Below are 18,078 nucleotides of genomic sequence, written 5' to 3'. Positions count from 1 at the left end.
GACTAAAGTAATAAAAAAATGCATAAAAAGAGACTGTTTAAAAAGTAAAATATTGTCATTTTGAATTCATTTCAAAATCTAAAAAAATGATATCCATTTTCTTAAAAAATCTGAAACTATTTCAGATTGACAGTAAAATACTTTTTAAACAGTCTTGCTTGTTTTATTTTTTCAACCAATTATTAGTGAACTCACAACCTTGGTATTCTTTATCAATTTTGATGTAGGTTTCATCTATTTTTTCTTCAGTCCATTTTGCAACAGCCTGTACTTGTTTATCACGTAAAGCTAATTCTTTAATTTTTAAATAATCATTCGCAAAATCAGCTTTATGTTCCGGTAATTTAGAATTTACAGTTATAATTTTATAAAATTTATTACCGCGCTCGTCTTGATCTAAAATAGGCTGTGAAACCTCTCCTACTTTCAAATCTACTACTTGATTGTACAATGAAGGATCCATTTTGGTCAATTCAAACTTTGATTCCATCGTTCTGGGATTAAACAAAATCCCCCCACTGTTACGCGTTTCCTTTTCATCAGAAGTTGCTTTAGCCGCATCTGCAAAAGAAATTTCTCCGGCAACAATTTTTTCTCTAATTTTTTCAATTTCAGCTTTTGCCTCTTTTAAGGCTTCATCAGAAACTTTAGGAGAAATTAAAATATGTCTTAATTCTAACTCTTGTCCTCTTATTTTTTCTATATAAATAATATGGTATCCAAATTCTGTTTCAAAAGGTTCTGAAATTTCACCTTCTGCTAAACTAAAGGCAACATCTTTAAACTCTTTAACAAATGGTGTTTTTCGATTAATTTTATAATATCCCCCATTCCCTAATGAAGCTGCGTCATCAGAATTTAAAACAACTTTGGTATAAAAACTTGCTCCATCTAAAACTTCTTGACGAATTTCTTTTAATTTATTGATCACTCGTTGCTTTTCTTCTTCGGTAACTTTTGGTTTTTTAACCAATTGTGCAATTTCTACCTCAGCACCAAAAAGTGGTATTTCATCAGCCGGAATATCTTTAAAGAAATTACGAACTTCTTCCGGAGTAATTTCAATTTCATCCACAATTTTCTTTTGCATTTGAGAAGTCAACTTATACATTTTAACGATATCAAAAAAGTAACTTCTAAAATCCTCTTCATCTTTTTTCTTGTAAAATTTAATTACTTTATCCAAAGACCCCACTTGCTCTATCATTGCATCAATTTGTTGATTCATGTGGTCATTTACTTCTTGGTCTGTCACTACAATACTGTCCTGAATAGCTTGATGAGCATATAATTTATCCTCTAATAACTTTCCAAAAAGTTCACAACGGGTAATGTTTTTAGTATCTATTCCATTAGCCTTTAATTGAATAAACTCTAAATCAACATCAGAATCTAGAATAACATATTCTCCTACAACACCAACAACTCCATCTACTTTTTCTTTTTTAGGTTGCGCAAATACTACTGTCGTAAATAATAAAAAAAGTGCTGTAGTTTTATTTATAAATCTCATATTCCTTATTTTTAATCGCATCTTCTGTAATTTCCTTTTCTAATGTTTTTACTAATTCTAATTTCCTGTTATTAATGATAACTTGTTTAATAGTTGGTTTTATAAATTGTAAAGGTGTCGGTGAATCCTGAGGCATCACCTGTTTTATTTTTACTAACCAAACTGTTGTAGAATCCGGATATTGAAAATTAATACCATCTGTAATGTACTTCTCTTTATTGTCTATATTTATAAATGGCAACTTCTCATAAATCTGGTTGATATCTACCCAAACTGAATCATTAAAAGCATAACTTTTAAACTGAATGCTCAGCTTATTAAGCTCTTCCTGATCTTTTTTGGTAAAGGAAATAAACTTTGTTTTAATTTTCTCAAATTTTGGATTTTCTTTAACTAAATTAATGTAACGCAGCTTAACCAATTCGTTGGCGTTTTTAAACAGTTGCTTATTTTTTTCATAGAAAGCTACTATTTGCTCGTCAGTTACAACAGTATCAATTTTCCTAACAACCAAGTCTTCCAAATAAGCATTGGTAAACAAATCGGTTTTATATTGCTCTATTAATTGGCTGAATTCTTCTTGACGGCTTTCTGTTAAGTTAACTTCTGCCGCATTGAGCAACAATTTTTGTGTTGCCCAACGATCAATAAAAGCTCTAACAATAGCTATACTGTCCTTTTTAGAAGTCCCTTTTGGAACTAAATGTTCTATATCTTCTTCGTACAAAAAGACTTCACCTACTCTTGCAACGGCTTTAGGCTCTTTAGGCTTTTTAAAATAATTACAAGAGACCAGTGTAATCAACAATACTAATGAAGTTACGTATTTCATTATTTTTTGATTTGAGCTTTTACTTTTTCAAAAACTGCGTTATCTATTTTTACACTAAATTCTTTTCTAAGTTCAGAAACCCAATTACTTTCTAAATATTGTTGGTAATCGCTCGTTAATTTCCCTTTGCATTCGTTAATTTCTTTTGGAGCAGCCGGTAAAATTTCTTTTACATTCCCTACAAAATAATAATTTCCTTTTTCTGCTACTTGAGTAACTCCTGTAGATTTAATAGCTAAATCAGGTAAGACATCGAAATCTTCTTCAAAAACTCCTGATTTTACCATAATGTTTACTTTGTCTTTTTTATTCAATTTTTCTTTGATATAATCAATAGATTTTCCTTTTTTGATATAAGATTGTGCTTTCGCAATCATCTTACTATCTGTAGAAGAATAGATATCAATATTATATCTGGTTTTCCACATGTAATCTTTCAAATTAGCTTTGTAGAATTTCTCTAATCCAACAGTATCTGTCTTAGCTTTTTCCCAAATTTCTTTTTCCATTAAATCAAACAACAACAATCCGTCACGGTATTCTTCCATTACATATCTAAACTCTGGAAATTCATCTTCTAAATGTTCGTTGAAATATATAATTAACTGATCGTCTAGCCATTTATTGTATAATTCGTCAACCAAAGCCGAAATAGGTCTCGTTTTTACATTTCCTTTTTGCTGACTTTGTAAATAGGTAATGAAAGCTGAACCGGAAATTTTTCTATCTTTATTGATAACGATTAAATCAGTATCATATTTTTTGCTGTCTGCCGGAAATTCCCAAATCCCTTTATAAATATCTTCGGTAACTTCTTTTTTGATTTGAGCTAACATTTTAGCATTTTGCTTTACATCATATTTGGCTCTTAATTTTTTAGCTAATGAATTTGTGATTAAAAGAGAGCGTTCATCTTTTTTGATTTTACTTTCTAAATCGTATTTGATTTCATCCAATTCAGGAACCGGATTCTTCTCTACTAGTTTAACAATGTGCCAACCAAATTTAGATTTAAAAGGTTCTGAAACCTGACCTTTTTCTTTTAGTGAGAATGCAGCGTCTTCAAATTCCTGAGAAGTTAATTGTCCTGAACCGAATTTTTGTAATAATCCGCCTTTAGCTGCTGTTGATTTATCTTCTGAAAATTGTTTTGCCAATTCTTCAAAGCTTTCGCCTTGTTTGATTTTTTGGTAAATCTCATCCATTGATTTTTTCACTGCAGCATTTGCTTCAGCACTTGGCACTGAAGGATTAAGCAACATAATATGTTCAACGGTTACTTCTCCTCTGTTTAAACGTTTGTCCGTTACTTTTAAAATATGGTATCCAAAACGAGTTCTAAAAATTTTAGACACTTTACCTACTGGTGTAGTATAAGCTGCTGTTTCAAAAGGATATACCATTTTAAATGCTGAAAAATATCCTAAATCCCCTTTATTTTCTTTTGCAGAAGGATCTTCAGAAGACTTTTGAGCCACATCTTCAAAATTTTCTCCTGTATCAATACGTTTTTTTAATGCTAAAATTTTATTATACGCTTTTAAAGTATCTTTAGGTTCTGCTCCTTCATCTACCAAAACCAAAATATGAGAAGCTCTTATTTCCTCTTTTGTTCTGGCATAAGCTTCGTCAATCAAAGCATTGGTTACTTTGCTATCGTTTACATAATTTTTAGCCAATTGGTTACGATAAGAACCTAATTCGTTTTTATATTTAGCCTGATCTTGCAGACCTAATTTCTTAGCTTTTTCAACTTTTAGTTTGTATCCCACAAACAAATCCAAATAATGATTTAAATCTTTTTGAGAATCATCCTTTACTAAATCTAAGTTTTTATTGTAAACTCTAGTAAATTCATCAGTGTAATAAGGATGGTTGTCTATTGTAAAAAGTACTTCTTTTTGCACATTTTGAGCAAAACTCACTGAATTTAAACAAACTACAAATAGTAAGAAAGCTATTTTCTTCATTTTTACGTATTTATTTTTTAATTGCGACCAACAAAAATACTAATTCAAATATATAAAGCAACTATTCTAAAGGCTATTAACAAAAAATTATTTCATAAAAGAATTGTTTTTAACCGAAGATTTTAATTCTAAATTAATTAAACTAATTTTGCACCCGAATTAAAAGAAAGAAAATGGGCTTTATAGAAGAAATTGCAAAAAGAAGAACCTTTGGTATTATCTCACATCCCGATGCCGGTAAAACGACATTAACTGAAAAATTGCTGTTATTTGGTGGTGCTATTCAGGAAGCAGGAGCGGTAAAAAGCAATAAAATTAAAAAAGGAGCAACTTCCGACTTTATGGAAATTGAGCGCCAAAGAGGAATTTCCGTTGCAACTTCAGTTTTAGCTTTTAATTATAGAGACAAAAAAATCAATATTCTTGATACGCCCGGACACAAGGATTTCGCTGAAGATACTTATAGAACTTTAACTGCAGTTGATAGCGTTATTGTCGTAATTGATGTTGCCAAAGGGGTTGAGGAACAAACCGAAAAATTGGTTGAAGTTTGTAGAATGCGAAACATTCCTATGATCGTTTTCATCAATAAATTAGACCGTGAAGGTAAAGATGCTTTTGATTTATTAGATGAAGTAGAGCAAAAATTAAAACTTACCGTTACTCCCTTAAGTTTCCCAATTGGTATGGGGTATGACTTCAAAGGAATTTACAATATCTGGGAAAAGAATATTAACTTGTTTACAGGAGATAGTCGTAAAGATATTGAAGAAACTATTGCTTTTGATGATGTCAACAATCCGGAATTAGATAAAATTGTAGGTCAAAAACACGCCGATAAGCTTCGTGAAGAATTAGAATTGGTTACCGAAATTTATCCTGATTTTGATAGAGACGCTTATTTAAAAGGAGATTTACAACCGGTTTTCTTCGGTTCCGCTTTGAATAACTTCGGGGTTCGTGAATTATTAGATTGCTTCATTCAAATTGCTCCGCAACCAAGACCTAAAGAATCAGACACTCGATTGGTAAAACCGGAAGAGGAAAAATTCAGTGGATTTGTATTTAAAATTCACGCTAATATGGATCCGAAACACCGCGACCGTTTGGCTTTTATCAAAATCGTATCGGGAACATTCGAAAGAAACAAACCCTATTTACATGTTCGTCATAACAAAAATTTAAAATTCTCTAGTCCAAATGCCTTCTTTGCTGAGAAGAAAGAAATTGTAGACATTTCATATCCTGGTGACATTGTTGGTTTACACGATACCGGAAACTTCAAAATCGGAGATACCTTAACAGAAGGCGAAGTAATGGCTTTTAAAGGAATCCCGAGTTTCTCTCCAGAGCATTTCCGTTATGTGAACAATGCCGATCCAATGAAAGCAAAACAGTTGGAAAAAGGATTAGATCAGTTAATGGACGAAGGTGTAGCGCAGTTATTTACCTTAGAATTAAACGGAAGAAAAGTTATCGGAACCGTTGGAGCACTTCAATATGAAGTTATCCAGTATCGTTTAGAACATGAATATGGCGCAAAATGTAGCTATGAAAACTTTCCAGCTTACAAAGCGTGTTGGGTAAAACCTGATGATGCTAAAAATGAAGAATTTGCAGAATTTAAACGTGTTAAGCAAAAATTCTTAGGTCACGACAAACACGGACAATTGGTATTTTTAGCGGATAGTGAGTTTTCTATTCAAATGACACAACAAAAATATCCTTCTGTTAAACTTTATTTTACATCAGATTATTATCAGAATTAATTTTTTTTGCTAACTTAGCATTAGATATAACCCCAAAGATCTACTTTACAAATGAAACCTCTTTATCTAAAGCTTTTTATAAGCTTGTTTGTTCTGTTAATTGGTTTTGACAGTACAGCACAATCGTCCGGTACCTTAGCAGATGGAGATCCACCTTCTACTCCAATTGATAGTCAAATGATATGGTTAGCAATTGCAGGTATTATGTTTGCTCTTTACTTTTTCAATTCAAGGAAAGTAGTACATACAAAATAAAAAAGGAAGCATCAGCTTCCTTTTTTATTTTGTAATATCTCATTTATTTCTTTAAACTTCTTCTTTCTCTTGCCAGTAATGTATTTTTCAAAAGCATAGCAATTGTCATTGGTCCAACTCCACCAGGAACCGGTGTGATATATGATGCTTTTTTAGAAACATTTTCAAAGTCAACATCTCCGGTAATACGGTATCCTTTTTCAGTAGTTTCATCAGCAACGCGAGTGATTCCCACATCAATAACTACTACATCGTCTTTTACCATTTCAGCTTTTAAATAATTAGGAACCCCTAATGCTGTAATAATAATATCGGCTTGAGTTGTAATTTGATTGATGTTTTTAGTATGACTGTGTGTTAACGTCACTGTTGAGTTTCCGGGAAATCCTTTTCTTCCCATTAAAATACTCATCGGGCGTCCCACGATATGACTACGACCAATAACAACAGTATGTTTCCCTTGCGTTTCTACGTTATAACGTTCTAACAACTCTAAAATTCCAAATGGTGTAGCCGGAATAAATGTACTCATATCTAAAGCCATTTTTCCGAAATTTTCCGGATGGAAACCATCTACGTCTTTACTTGGATCAACAGCCATTAATACTTTTTGTGTATCAATTTGTTTCGGTAACGGAAGCTGAACGATAAAACCATCAATATTATCATCTTCATTTAACTCTTGAATTTTTTTTAGCAATTCAGTTTCAGAAGTTGTGCTTGGCATTTTTACTAAAGTAGATTCAAAACCTACACGCTCACAAGCTTTTACTTTACTTCCTACATAAGTTAAACTAGCGCCGTCATTCCCGACAATAACTGCTGCTAAATGAGGAACTTTTTCACCGTTTTCTTTCATCTTTGCTACCTCAGCAGCAATTTCATTTTTAATATCTTCCGATACTTTTTTACCGTCTAATAATACCATATTGTTGTGTTGTTAATTTATTTGTATAAAAAAAGACGCGAAAAATCACGCGCCTCTATTTTTATCTCATTCCTTTCATTCCTCCGCCCATCATTCGCATCAAATTTTTGCCGGCACCGCCTTGCATCATCTTCATCATTTTGCTCATTTGGTCGAATTGTTTCATCAATTGATTGACTTGCTCTACTTTGGTTCCGGAACCTTTCGCAATTCTGACTTTACGTTTCCCATCAATAATTGCCGGTTTACTTCTTTCTTCCGGTGTCATTGAATAAATGATAGCTTCTACATGTTTGAAAGCATCATCTTCAATTTCTACATCTTTTAACGCTTTTCCGGCACCAGGAATCATACCCACTAAATCTTTCATGTTACCCATTTTCTTGATTTGTTGGATTTGCGTTAAGAAGTCATCGAAACCAAATTCGTTTTTAGCAATTTTCTTTTGAAGTTTTCTTGCTTCTTCTTCGTTATATTGTTCTTGTGCGCGTTCTACTAACGAAACAACATCTCCCATTCCCAGAATACGGTCAGCCATACGAGAAGGATAGAAAACATCAATTGCTTCCATTTTTTCACCGGTACCTACAAACTTAATTGGTTTGTTTACTACCGATTTAATAGAAATAGCTGCTCCACCGCGAGTATCACCATCTAATTTGGTTAATACCACTCCGTCAAAATTCAAACGATCATTGAATGCTTTTGCCGTGTTAACAGCATCTTGACCTGTCATGGCGTCAACGACAAACAAAGTTTCTTGCGGTTGAATTGCTTTATGAACGTTAGCAATTTCGTTCATCATTTCTTCATCTACCGCTAAACGACCTGCCGTATCGACAATAACTACATTAAAACCGTTAGCTTTAGCATGTTTGATTGCATTTTGAGCAATTTCAACAGGATTTTTATTTTCTGGTTCACTATAAACCTCTACTCCTATTTGCTCTCCGACAACATGCAACTGATTGATAGCGGCAGGACGATAAACGTCACACGCTACTAGCAAAGGTTTTTTCGTTTTTTTAGTCTTTAAAAAGTTGGCTAATTTACCTGAAAACGTAGTTTTACCCGAACCTTGAAGACCTGACATCAAAATTACAGACGGATTGCCTGACAAATTAACTCCGGCAACATCGCCACCCATCAATTCGGTTAACTCGTCTTTAACGATCTTAACCATTAATTGACCTGGTTGTAAATTCGTTAATACGTTTTCACCAATTGCTTTTTCTTTTACTTTATTGGTAAAATCTTTCGCAATTTTAAAGTTAACGTCGGCATCAAGTAATGCTCTACGAACTTCTTTAAGTGTATCTGCGACATTTACATCGGTGATTTTCCCGTGTCCTTTTAATATATGGAAAGCCTTGTCTAACTTATCGGTTAAATTATCAAACATAATTTGCTGTAGTTTTAATAAGCCACAAAGATACAATAAACTATAAAAGTTTCAAATATTGAAGTAATTAAAAAAGCCAGTCGCAAAGGACTGGCTATAATCTTATTATATCAAATTAATTTTTCTCAAAAGTCAAGTAATCGGTATCTCCGTTACCACCGCTCACATCAACCAATTCAACTTTTGTACTTGTATAAGTAATGATATTCCAATCATCACTCAATTCATCATTAAATAAATCCGGTGAGTTAAAGAGAATATTAAAATCTAAATCACTACTACTTGGATTATCATCGTTACTATTGTCATCACTGTTTGTTACAGACCAAACTCCAGTATAAGTATTTGTTCCATTAGTTGCCGTTAAAACATTAGAAGTGCCAAAAGTAAAATTATACCCAGAAAAATAACTGGTCTTATTTTCACCATCATCTTCATAAAAAGTAATACGCCAAGTACCATTAGTCATTGTATTTACAATAGGAGTAGGATCCTGAGTATTGGTACTGTTATCATCATCGTTACTGCACATCGAAGCAACATTAAGTACAAACAAAAGGGCTAAAACAGGTAATAAAGACAGCTTTTTCATTAGAATTATTATTTGAAGTTAATAGTAATTTTTAAGCATAAATAATTAACGTTTTTTCTCAATTTTTTTTACTAAATAGAATTAAAATGCAAATCCTTAAAAAATCAACACACTAAAATTTAATACTTTATTTCCAAATTAGCAAGTAAATTTTAAATTCTATTACCTGTTCGTTTTAGCCACAAGAGATTTAAATTATTCCGAAGATGTTCATGAAACAAGTATTTAAGAACATTGAAAAAAGATGAAACAAGGTTATGTGTTTTTCCAATGAAAAAACTTTTAATGAGTTTTTAATACCTCGTTTATACAAAAAATCCCAACCTAAGTTGGGATTCCGTAATTAATCTTTTACTTTAAAAACTTTTCGAAGAATGTCTTCCATCAAACACCATTTGGTTATAGAGGACTGAAGTAAATTGGCTCCTACAAAAATGGTAAACCAAAACCAGTTTTCGTTAACATACATTCCTAATAAAACACTGATGATAACGAATGTTCCTGCGATTGCTCGTATTAGTCTATTGATCATAATTTTTAATTTGTTTGTTCTACATTAAGTACAGCAATATGAATATGTGATTTTGCTTCTTGTTTTTCATTGAACTCGTTTGTCAAATTCAGCAACAAGCTTACATTTTCTTTTGAAACCAAAGCGTAGAATAAAACCGATTGTGTTTCATTCATTTCGGCACCAAACCAATTGGTTTCCACAGCTTCTTCGGTGCTATCGCGATAGCCTTTTACTTCTCTATACGAATACGACAACACTTTTGATTCTTTCAAGATTTTCTTTACCTCTTTTTCAAATTCTGAAATTGCGGTTATAATGACTAGTTTCATCTCTTTCATATTTTAATTATTTTTCTCCCATTTTTTGTGTTCTGTGATGTAATAAATCAACGGAACAACAAGTAATGTTAACAAAGTTGACACAATAGCACCGGCTACTAATGAAATCGCTAAACCTTGGAAAATGGGGTCAAACAAAATAATAGAAGCTCCAATTACTACTGCTCCGGTTGTTAATAAAATAGGCGTTGTACGAACTGCTCCTGCTTCAATAATAGCTTGTTTAATGGGAATACCGTCGTTCAAACGAATTTCGATAAAGTCAATCAACAAAACCGAGTTCCGTACCATAACTCCCGCCAAAGCAATCATTCCGATGAATGATGTTGCCGTAAAGAAAGCCCCTAACAACCAGTGACCTAACACAATTCCTACTAATGACAACGGAATCGCTACCATCATTACCATTGGTGTTTTAAAATTTTGGAACCACCCCACAATCAACATGTAAATGATAATTACCACCACAGCAAAGGCTGCTCCTAAATCGCGGAATACTTCCAAAGTAATTTGCCACTCACCATCCCACTTTACCGTGAAATCACTTTCACTTTCCGGTTGGTCCATGTACAATTCGTTAACCGAATATCCCTTAGGTAACTGAATTTTTTGCAATTTTTCATTCATCCCTAAGATAGCATATACCGGACTTTCTAATGCTCCTGCCATATCGGCTAACACGTATACTACTCGTTTTTGATCTTTACGGTAAATTGCTTTTTGCAAGGTATCGGCTTTTACCTGAACCAAATCACTTACTGAAACTACGTTTCCTTGGCTGCCTCTGATTTTTAAATTTTCAATGTCTTCCAAAGATGTTTTTTCAGTATCATCTAATGCTAATACAATACCCACAGGATCTACCGAAGTTTCATCGTATAAATTAGAAACCGGCATTTCGCGAAGCAAATACGTTAAATTACCCACTACTTGTTGCGGTGCAATTCCATTTAACATTGCTTTTTCTTTGTCTACTTCTAATTTGTATTCTACTTGAGGCGCTTCCACCATCCAATCGACATCTACTACATCAGAAGTAGTTTCTAAAATATGTTTCACCTGATTTGCTACTTTAATTTGCTCTTTATAATCAGGTCCGTACACTTCGGCTACCAAAGTTGATAATACAGGTGGTCCAGGCGGAACTTCTACAATTTTAACATTGGCTCCATATTTCTTAGCAATTTTTTGTACTTGCGGACGTACTTCTTTTGCAATATCATGACTTTGTAAACTTCTATCTTCTTTGTGTAACAAATTCACCTGAATATCAGCCATATTGCTTCCGCCACGCATATCGTAGTGACGTACCAAACCGTTAAAAGTAATAGGTGCTGAAGCTCCTACATAATTTTGATAGGTTACCACTTCCGGAACTGTAGAAAGATATTGCGCAATTTCTTTAGTTACCGCAGCCGTTCTTTCTAAAGTAGTTCCTTCCGGCATATCGATTACGACTTGGAATTCGTTTTTATTATCAAATGGTAACATTTTAACCGCTACCGATTTGGTAAAGAACATAGCTACTGAACCCAACAATAAGAAAATGGTAATAGCAAACATTACATTTCTTTTTGTAGCACTATCTAACAAAGGTTGTTCTAGTTTTTTATAGATTTTGTAAATCCAACTTGTTTCTAAACCTTGTTCATCTTTATGCTCTTGTTCGTCTTTTTCTTGTAACAAGTGATATCCTAAATAAGGCGTAATTGTTAAAGCTACGAACAATGACAACATCATCGCGATAGAAGCTCCAATCGGCATCGGACTCATATAAGGTCCCATCATACCGCTTACGAAAGCCATTGGTAAAATAGCTGCAATAACGGTAAATGTTGCTAAAATGGTTGGGTTACCTACTTCATTAATCGCATAAATAGCAGCTTGTTTAAAGGGTAGTCGTTTCATTTTGAAATGCCTGTGCATATTTTCGGCAATAATGATACTGTCATCCACTACAATACCCACAACGAATACAAGGGCAAAAAGGGTAATTCGGTTTAGGGTGTACCCTAACATATAGTAGCTAAACAACGTTAAAGCAAACGTTAACGGAACAGAAAAAAACACGACTAATCCACCTCTCCAGCCCATAGCCAACATCACCAAAACCGTTACGGCTAAAATGGCAACACCTAAGTGCATTAACAACTCGCCTACTTTGTGAGAAGCCGTTTCGCCATAGTTACGCGTAATTTCGACATGAACATCGTTTGGAATTAATGTTTTCTTTAATTCTTCTACGTGATTCAAAATCTTTTCAGAAATCTTCATGGCATCAGCACCTTTCACTTTGGCAATAGAAATCGTTACCGCCGGATATTCTGATTGATTTTCATTGAACTTTTCATTAGCTTTGCCATACCCAAACGAAACGTAATTTTTAGGCGATTGCGGTCCGTCTTGAATGATTGCCACTTGTTTTAAATACACCGGCATGTTTTTATTGACACCAACTACCAAATTTTCAACGTCTTCGGTATTGGCTAAAAACTTACCTGTGGTCACTAAATATTCTTGGTCGTTGCGAACAAAACTTCCGGATTGAGAACTTCCGTTATTAGCTTTGATCATTTGCATGATACTCAATGCATCCACGCCATTTTCAGCCATTTTATCTTTATCTAAAACAACTTTCAATTCGCGAGTTCTACCTCCAATTTCTTTCGTAATCGCTACGTCTTTTACTTTTTCAATTTCGTCAGTTACTTGCTCTGCAATGCGACGCAATTCAAAATCACTATATTTTTCACTCCAAAGCGTTAGTCCTAACATTGGTACATCGTCAATAGAACGTGTTTTCACGATGGGTTGCATCACACCTTCCGGAAACATATCGCGGTGTTTCATCAATTCGTCATACAATTTAACGTATGAATCTTCGCTGTTTTCACCTACATAGAACTGAACAACCATCATAGAATAGCCATTGAAAGCCATACTGTGAATGTGTTCTACTCCTTTGATATTACTGATTACCTTTTCTAATGGTTTTACCACACGACTTTCCACTTCGCTAGGATTTGCTCCTGGATACATGACCATTACATCGGCCATTGGAACATTAATTTGCGGTTCTTCTTCCCTTGGAATCAAGAACGAACTGTAGACGCCAATGATCATTAACCCTACCATCAATAGAATGGTTAGTTTAGAGTTGATGAAAAAATTGGCTATTTTACCTGAAATACCTTCTTGCATTTTTTTAGTTTGTTTAAAGTTTGAGACTTTGATACTTTATGAGACTTCTCCGCTCGAGGTGACAGCTTGAAGTAACAAAAACTGATTACTGAATACTGATTACTGAATACTGATTTTAGCGCCATTAAACAATTTACCTTCTGCAGAAACAATGTATTGTTCTTTACTGTTTAAACCTGATAATACTTCTACTTGGTCTCCAAAAGTTTTCCCTAAACGCAACCATCTTAAAACAGCTACATTGTCACTTCCTACCGTATAAATTCCGGTTAATTGTCCTTGTTTTATCAATGCGCTTTGCGGAATTAAAACTACATCTGAAACTTCCGTTTGTGTTGCTCTCTTTTCAATGGGAAACTGAACATTTACAAACATTCCCGATAATATTTTGACTTCTGTTTTCTCTAAATCGATTTTCACCAAATATTGTCCGCCTGTATTTTTAGCCGATAAACTCACTTCTGAAACTTTACCTGTTAATTGTTGGCCTACTGATTTCACCAAGACATTCACTTTCATTCCTTCTTTTACAGAAGCGATATCACTTTCGGAAACCATTGCCGTTACTTGTAATTTTTTAGCTCCTTCAACACTTACTAAAGGCATTCCCGGATTAGCCATATCGCCTTCTTTTACAAATGTATTGGTTACTACACCATCAAAAGGAGCGGCAATATTTGCATAGGCAAACTGAGCATTCACTTCGTTACGCATTTGTTTTGCAGCTTCTAAACCTGCTTTTGCCATTTCGTAACGAGCTGTCATATCATCTAATTCTTTTTGAGAAGCACTTTGTTGCGCAAATAAATTCACAAAACGATCGTAATCTTTTTTAGCATTATTATAAGCCGCTTGTGCTTGAATGATAGATGCTTCAACTTGTGCTTTTTTAGCTTGTAAATCGGTGTTGTTTACGCTCACTAACAATTGCCCTTTGCGTATTTTTTGACCCACTTTCACATTTAGTTTGGTCACATATCCCATCATTCTAGTGCTTACATTAGCACTATTCTCTGCTTCAATTTTTCCACTGGCTGAAACATAAGTTCCTTCTTCAGTTGCTCCTGTTCCGGCTACTTTTACGGCAACTGGTTTTAACTCTGCAACTTTTTCTCTATTATCACCTCCGCAAGACATTAGTAATGCAGAAGTTATTGTTACTATAGCGATTGTTTTTTTCATTTTTAGTCTATTAAATATTGTTATGAGATTTCTCACTTTGTTCGAAGTGACAAATCTTTTTAGTTAGTTAAGAATTGTAAATATTGTTTAGTGAAATTATATTCGAATACAGCTTGTAAAAACTCTAGTTCTTTTTTAGCTTTTTGTGTTTCAGCCATTAACAAATCGGTTGTTTTTTCCAAACCTTGTTCGAATCTATTTTTACGAATTCTGTATGATTCTTCCGCTTGATCAAAAGCTAATCGGGATAAATTAACTTTGTTTTCGGCATCGACCAATTGACGATTGGTTTTGTTCAATTCTAACTGGCTTTGTTTTTTGTATTGTTCAGTTTCTGTTTGAGCTTTGTGGAAATCAGCTTTTGCTTTTTGGGTTTTCCCAATGTTTTTATACCCATCAAAAACATTCCATGATAATTGGGCACCAATCAAATATCCTTTTGCTGCTGTACCAAATAATTTATCGTCATACAACTGATAATTTCCGAAAGCATTTAATCGTGGTAAAAAGCCCATTTTAGCCGATTGGAACATTTTTTTGTACGCTGCTGCTGATTCATCCATTGCCTGAATATCTTTTCTATTTTCTGGAAGAACAGTCACCTGATTTTCAATTGTAATTTCATTTTCCAATGCTTCAAATGGCTTATACACTTTTCCTTTCATGTCTTCATTTAAAAGAAAAGCTAAATAATCGGAAGCATTTTGAACGTTACTTTTTGCATATTGCAATTGGTTAGCAATTTCGTTTACACGAACTTTTACATCCAAAACATCTGTTTTTTGCAACATTCCATTTTTAAAATAGTTTTCCACCATTTTAAGATTGCCTTGCGCCGTTTCGTTTGCCTTTTCTAAAACTGCAACGGCTTTGTAGGCCAATTGCAATTGCATGAAAGCTTTGGAAACTTCTAATTGTAAATATTCTTTGGTTCGTTCCGTTTGCAAACTATAAGCATTCATTTTAGCTTTAGCTGCTTGGCGACCGTAAATTCCGTCCATATTGAAAATAGGTTGCTGTACTTCAATCATCGTAGCGAAGTTTTCAATATGTTCGGGATCATTTAACAAAGCGGGATTAAAATCGGCTTGTGTTAAAATCTCCTGATTTAATTTGGAACCGAAAGCCATCAACGGATTGGTAGTCGTAATTGCCGTATGAGAAGCTGAAATATTGGGCAAGAACAAAGCATTGGACTGACGATAATCGGCTTGTGCTGAGTTGAAAGCTTCTTCTGCAATTTTTATCTGCAAATTCTTCTCGTTTATTTTTCCAAGCACTTCTTCTTTTTTGATGGAAAGTGTGTCTTGTGCCCAAAAAAGCTGGGAGAAAAACGTTAATGTTAATACAATGATACTTTTTTTCATTTGTTTCTTATTATTTGCTTTTAATCGGTTAGACCTATTGAAAGTTTTATAGTAATTTATCGTTCAACTATTTAAAACTTCAAACATCAATTATTTTACAGCAAATTTAGATTTCCATAACTGTACAATCAGTAACAAGAGTTACATTGGTTTGCAACATTTATTACAAAAAGAGAAAGCACCTCATAAGAGATGCTTCCTGTACTAACCAATAAAACTAAAAACAATCATCAACATCGTCGATGAAATTCTTATCGCGTGCTGCCGTGACCTCCGGCTACAATTTTTAGAATTCTTACATTCAAATACAAGAATTTAAAAAACTGTATCAAAGGATTTTGCATTTTACGCTTTTGAGATTTTGATATTCTTTGAGCCATTGTTTTCTTTTTAAATTTTTATTCAGGAATTAACCACCAAAACGGACGCATTTTTGCTTTCCAAATGAATGCATAATGCAATGCTAATTTAACCCAGTGTCCCGCTAACCCAATATCACCAAACGTTTTGTTGATATCCCTACCTTGAGTCTTCGGATATTTTTTATAATCGGGAACAATAGGATATGTAGTAATGCTTACTCCGCTTCCTTGTGTTAGTCCATAACCTGCTGAAGCTATACAAGCTGCTCCCATATTTCCCATTGATCCTTTGTGATGTAGAGATTCTTTTCCTGATTTAATACTATCAATGATATTATCTGCTACTAATTTTGCCGTAATACCTGATGGCATACCGGTACGCGGTGGCGCAGGGAAAATTTCGGTTCCGTTTTTACTTTTTCTTGGTTTAGAAATAGTATGTGGCGGGGCAAAAGCAATTCCGGGTGCAAAAATATTTTTATAAGATGGGTTTTGATAGGTTTCCGGCCAATCTTGTACTGACCATTCTTCGTAAGGTTTCGGTGTATAATCGGCATCTACAATCATAAAACCTTTAAATAATTTGTCGGTTATATCTTGATTATTTTTGTCGTAAGCTTTAAAACCATGTCCGGAGAAAGCGGGAATCAACATTGCAAAATCAAATTCTTCGGTTTTATATTCGCCTTCCAAATTTTCATAATGCGCTTTCCCTTTTTCAATTTTATTGACTCCTGCTCCTAGAATCCATTTGATATCACGATCTTCAAAAACCATTTCGACCATATCAGAAGATTTCATGTTGAAACCGTTATAATCCAATAACATTCCATCCATACCAAAATCACCTAATTCATATTCGTTAGAAATCCAGGTGATATCAGCTTTTTCACGAACTCCAAACTTTTGCAGTTCTTTTTCGACATTCAAAATATATTCGAAAGCCGCACCTTGACAAGTTGCTTTGGGATGCCCCGTTCCAATTAAAATTTTGGCTTTTTTATCTGATTTTTTCAGTTCATTTATTAATCTGTGTAACGCTTCTGATGCATGAGTAGCATGATCGTATGTACAAACTGAATACACATCGTTTGTAGCTGGTAATAATCCTTCCGTTAAATCGAAAGCTAATTTTGGACCGGTTGCATTAATCAGAAAATCATAGGTAACTTTTTCTTGTTTCCCTAGATTCTCTCCGAAAACACCTTCCACCAAAATATAAGGTTTAGATTCTTGAGTATCTCCTTCCGGATGAAAAGAAACGGCTTTGGCTTGTTTGTATCCGATACCTTTTCTTTTGTATAATGGTTCTAATGGGAAAATGACATCTTGAGGTTTCATTCTTCCGATTCCTACCCAAATATTAGAAGGAACCCATTGGTAATTTCTATTAGGAGAAACCACCAAGACTTCGTGTTCCTTCCCTAATTTTCTTCTTAAATGTGCTGCAGCAGTATGACCTGCAATTCCTGCACCTACTATGACTATTTTGGACATTTATGATTAGTTTTGATAAGTCAAAGGTAAGCGGATTGCTAAGCTCTTACAGCAACATTTGTTACATATCAACCTAGCTATAAACCAATTATAAAAACACTAAACACTCCAATCCATAGAATGATGCACAACATTTCTATGGGAGGAATAAGCAGCCCACGTTTAGTATTCCAAAAGATTTGTAGTCCCGCTGTGTGCACTACAGAGTAGTTCACTTCCATCGGGGCTATATTTTGAGGTAGTTGTCTTTCAAAACCGGTATAAAACAAAAAACCCTATCCGTTTTGGATAGGGTTTTCTAAAGAAAGGCGGCGACATACTCTCCCACAGGATTGCAGTACCATCTGCGCAATCGA

General features: G+C 34.0%; 14 protein-coding genes. 1 reads left to right on the top strand and 13 read right to left on the bottom strand.

Annotation, left to right across the window (positions count from 1 at the left end; all coding sequences use genetic code 11):
* Positions 1–163 precede the first annotated feature (163 nt).
* From ACUSJC_RS15120 to ACUSJC_RS15110, 3 genes are read right to left on the bottom strand one after another with little or no spacing between them, the layout of a single operon-like run.
* On the bottom strand, positions 164–1,513 hold the full coding sequence (locus tag ACUSJC_RS15120) for a peptidylprolyl isomerase (RefSeq protein ID WP_449270402.1): 1,350 nt from the start codon (positions 1,511–1,513) through the stop codon (positions 164–166).
* Complete coding sequence (locus ACUSJC_RS15115) at positions 1,497–2,345, bottom strand: hypothetical protein (protein ID WP_449270401.1); 849 nt, start codon at positions 2,343–2,345, stop codon at positions 1,497–1,499. The genes ACUSJC_RS15120 and ACUSJC_RS15115 overlap by 17 nt, the downstream gene beginning before the upstream one ends.
* Complete coding sequence (locus ACUSJC_RS15110; protein ID WP_449270400.1) at positions 2,345–4,315, bottom strand: peptidylprolyl isomerase; 1,971 nt, start codon at positions 4,313–4,315, stop codon at positions 2,345–2,347. The genes ACUSJC_RS15115 and ACUSJC_RS15110 overlap by 1 nt, the downstream gene beginning before the upstream one ends.
* Before the next feature lie 173 nt (positions 4,316–4,488).
* Here ACUSJC_RS15110 and ACUSJC_RS15105 point away from each other — a divergent pair, with 173 nt between their 5' ends.
* Positions 4,489–6,084, top strand: a complete 1,596-nt coding sequence (locus ACUSJC_RS15105; protein WP_449270399.1) for a peptide chain release factor 3 — start codon at positions 4,489–4,491, stop codon at positions 6,082–6,084.
* A 298-nt stretch (positions 6,085–6,382) separates the two neighbouring features.
* On the opposite strand, the gene ACUSJC_RS15100 is transcribed toward ACUSJC_RS15105, so the two are convergent.
* The 10 genes from ACUSJC_RS15100 to ACUSJC_RS15055 all read right to left on the bottom strand — a co-directional run bounded on the left by ACUSJC_RS15100 (position 6,383) and on the right by ACUSJC_RS15055 (position 17,722).
* Positions 6,383–7,267, bottom strand: coding sequence for a bifunctional 5,10-methylenetetrahydrofolate dehydrogenase/5,10-methenyltetrahydrofolate cyclohydrolase (locus ACUSJC_RS15100; protein WP_449270398.1), 885 nt, complete (start codon positions 7,265–7,267; stop codon positions 6,383–6,385).
* 61 nt (positions 7,268–7,328) lie between these two features.
* Positions 7,329–8,669: a signal recognition particle protein gene (gene ffh / locus ACUSJC_RS15095; protein WP_449270397.1), complete on the bottom strand. Its 1,341-nt coding sequence runs from the start codon at positions 8,667–8,669 to the stop codon at positions 7,329–7,331.
* A 115-nt stretch (positions 8,670–8,784) separates the two neighbouring features.
* Entirely contained in the window at positions 8,785–9,261 is a 477-nt protein-coding gene (locus ACUSJC_RS15090) for a hypothetical protein (protein ID WP_449270396.1), read from the bottom strand.
* A gap of 343 nt (positions 9,262–9,604) precedes the next feature.
* Positions 9,605–9,793 (bottom strand): YgaP family membrane protein, encoded by a 189-nt coding sequence (locus ACUSJC_RS15085; protein WP_449270395.1) that lies wholly within the window; start codon positions 9,791–9,793, stop codon positions 9,605–9,607.
* 5 nt (positions 9,794–9,798) lie between these two features.
* A complete protein-coding gene (locus ACUSJC_RS15080) occupies positions 9,799–10,104 on the bottom strand; it encodes a hypothetical protein (protein ID WP_449270394.1) in 306 nt (101 codons plus the stop codon).
* 12 nt (positions 10,105–10,116) lie between these two features.
* The gene (locus ACUSJC_RS15075) at positions 10,117–13,314 is read right to left on the bottom strand and encodes an efflux RND transporter permease subunit (RefSeq protein WP_449270393.1); all 3,198 of its coding nucleotides are present in this window, start codon (positions 13,312–13,314) and stop codon (positions 10,117–10,119) included.
* 99 nt (positions 13,315–13,413) lie between these two features.
* Positions 13,414–14,496 carry an efflux RND transporter periplasmic adaptor subunit gene (locus ACUSJC_RS15070; protein WP_449270392.1) on the bottom strand — a complete coding sequence of 361 codons (1,083 nt, stop codon included), beginning with the start codon at positions 14,494–14,496 and terminating at the stop codon, positions 13,414–13,416.
* 59 nt (positions 14,497–14,555) lie between these two features.
* Positions 14,556–15,863, bottom strand: coding sequence for a TolC family protein (locus ACUSJC_RS15065; protein WP_449270391.1), 1,308 nt, complete (start codon positions 15,861–15,863; stop codon positions 14,556–14,558).
* A 251-nt stretch (positions 15,864–16,114) separates the two neighbouring features.
* Complete coding sequence (locus tag ACUSJC_RS15060) at positions 16,115–16,243, bottom strand: hypothetical protein (protein WP_449270390.1); 129 nt, start codon at positions 16,241–16,243, stop codon at positions 16,115–16,117.
* Between the two features lie 18 nt (positions 16,244–16,261).
* Positions 16,262–17,722: an NAD(P)/FAD-dependent oxidoreductase gene (locus ACUSJC_RS15055; RefSeq protein ID WP_449270389.1), complete on the bottom strand. Its 1,461-nt coding sequence runs from the start codon at positions 17,720–17,722 to the stop codon at positions 16,262–16,264.
* Positions 17,723–18,078: the final 356 nt, after the last annotated feature.

The organism is Flavobacterium sp. U410 (assembly GCF_053570605.1).
Note: the sequence above shows the minus strand (reverse complement) of the source record. Positions and strands in the feature narration are given on the sequence as shown.

Coding starts and splice junctions, on each gene's coding strand:
- ACUSJC_RS15075 (WP_449270393.1), bottom strand. CDS start 13,314: ATGCAAGAAGGTATTTCAGGTAAAATAGCCAATTTTTTCATCAACTCT.
- ACUSJC_RS15115 (WP_449270401.1), bottom strand. CDS start 2,345: ATGAAATACGTAACTTCATTAGTATTGTTGATTACACTGGTCTCTTGT.
- ACUSJC_RS15060 (WP_449270390.1), bottom strand. CDS start 16,243: ATGGCTCAAAGAATATCAAAATCTCAAAAGCGTAAAATGCAAAATCCT.
- ACUSJC_RS15065 (WP_449270391.1), bottom strand. CDS start 15,863: ATGAAAAAAAGTATCATTGTATTAACATTAACGTTTTTCTCCCAGCTT.
- ACUSJC_RS15105 (WP_449270399.1), top strand. CDS start 4,489: ATGGGCTTTATAGAAGAAATTGCAAAAAGAAGAACCTTTGGTATTATC.
- ACUSJC_RS15100 (WP_449270398.1), bottom strand. CDS start 7,267: ATGGTATTATTAGACGGTAAAAAAGTATCGGAAGATATTAAAAATGAA.
- ACUSJC_RS15090 (WP_449270396.1), bottom strand. CDS start 9,261: ATGAAAAAGCTGTCTTTATTACCTGTTTTAGCCCTTTTGTTTGTACTT.
- ACUSJC_RS15080 (WP_449270394.1), bottom strand. CDS start 10,104: ATGAAACTAGTCATTATAACCGCAATTTCAGAATTTGAAAAAGAGGTA.
- ACUSJC_RS15085 (WP_449270395.1), bottom strand. CDS start 9,793: ATGATCAATAGACTAATACGAGCAATCGCAGGAACATTCGTTATCATC.
- ACUSJC_RS15070 (WP_449270392.1), bottom strand. CDS start 14,496: ATGAAAAAAACAATCGCTATAGTAACAATAACTTCTGCATTACTAATG.
- ACUSJC_RS15110 (WP_449270400.1), bottom strand. CDS start 4,315: ATGAAGAAAATAGCTTTCTTACTATTTGTAGTTTGTTTAAATTCAGTG.
- ffh (WP_449270397.1), bottom strand. CDS start 8,669: ATGTTTGATAATTTAACCGATAAGTTAGACAAGGCTTTCCATATATTA.
- ACUSJC_RS15055 (WP_449270389.1), bottom strand. CDS start 17,722: ATGTCCAAAATAGTCATAGTAGGTGCAGGAATTGCAGGTCATACTGCT.
- ACUSJC_RS15120 (WP_449270402.1), bottom strand. CDS start 1,513: ATGAGATTTATAAATAAAACTACAGCACTTTTTTTATTATTTACGACA.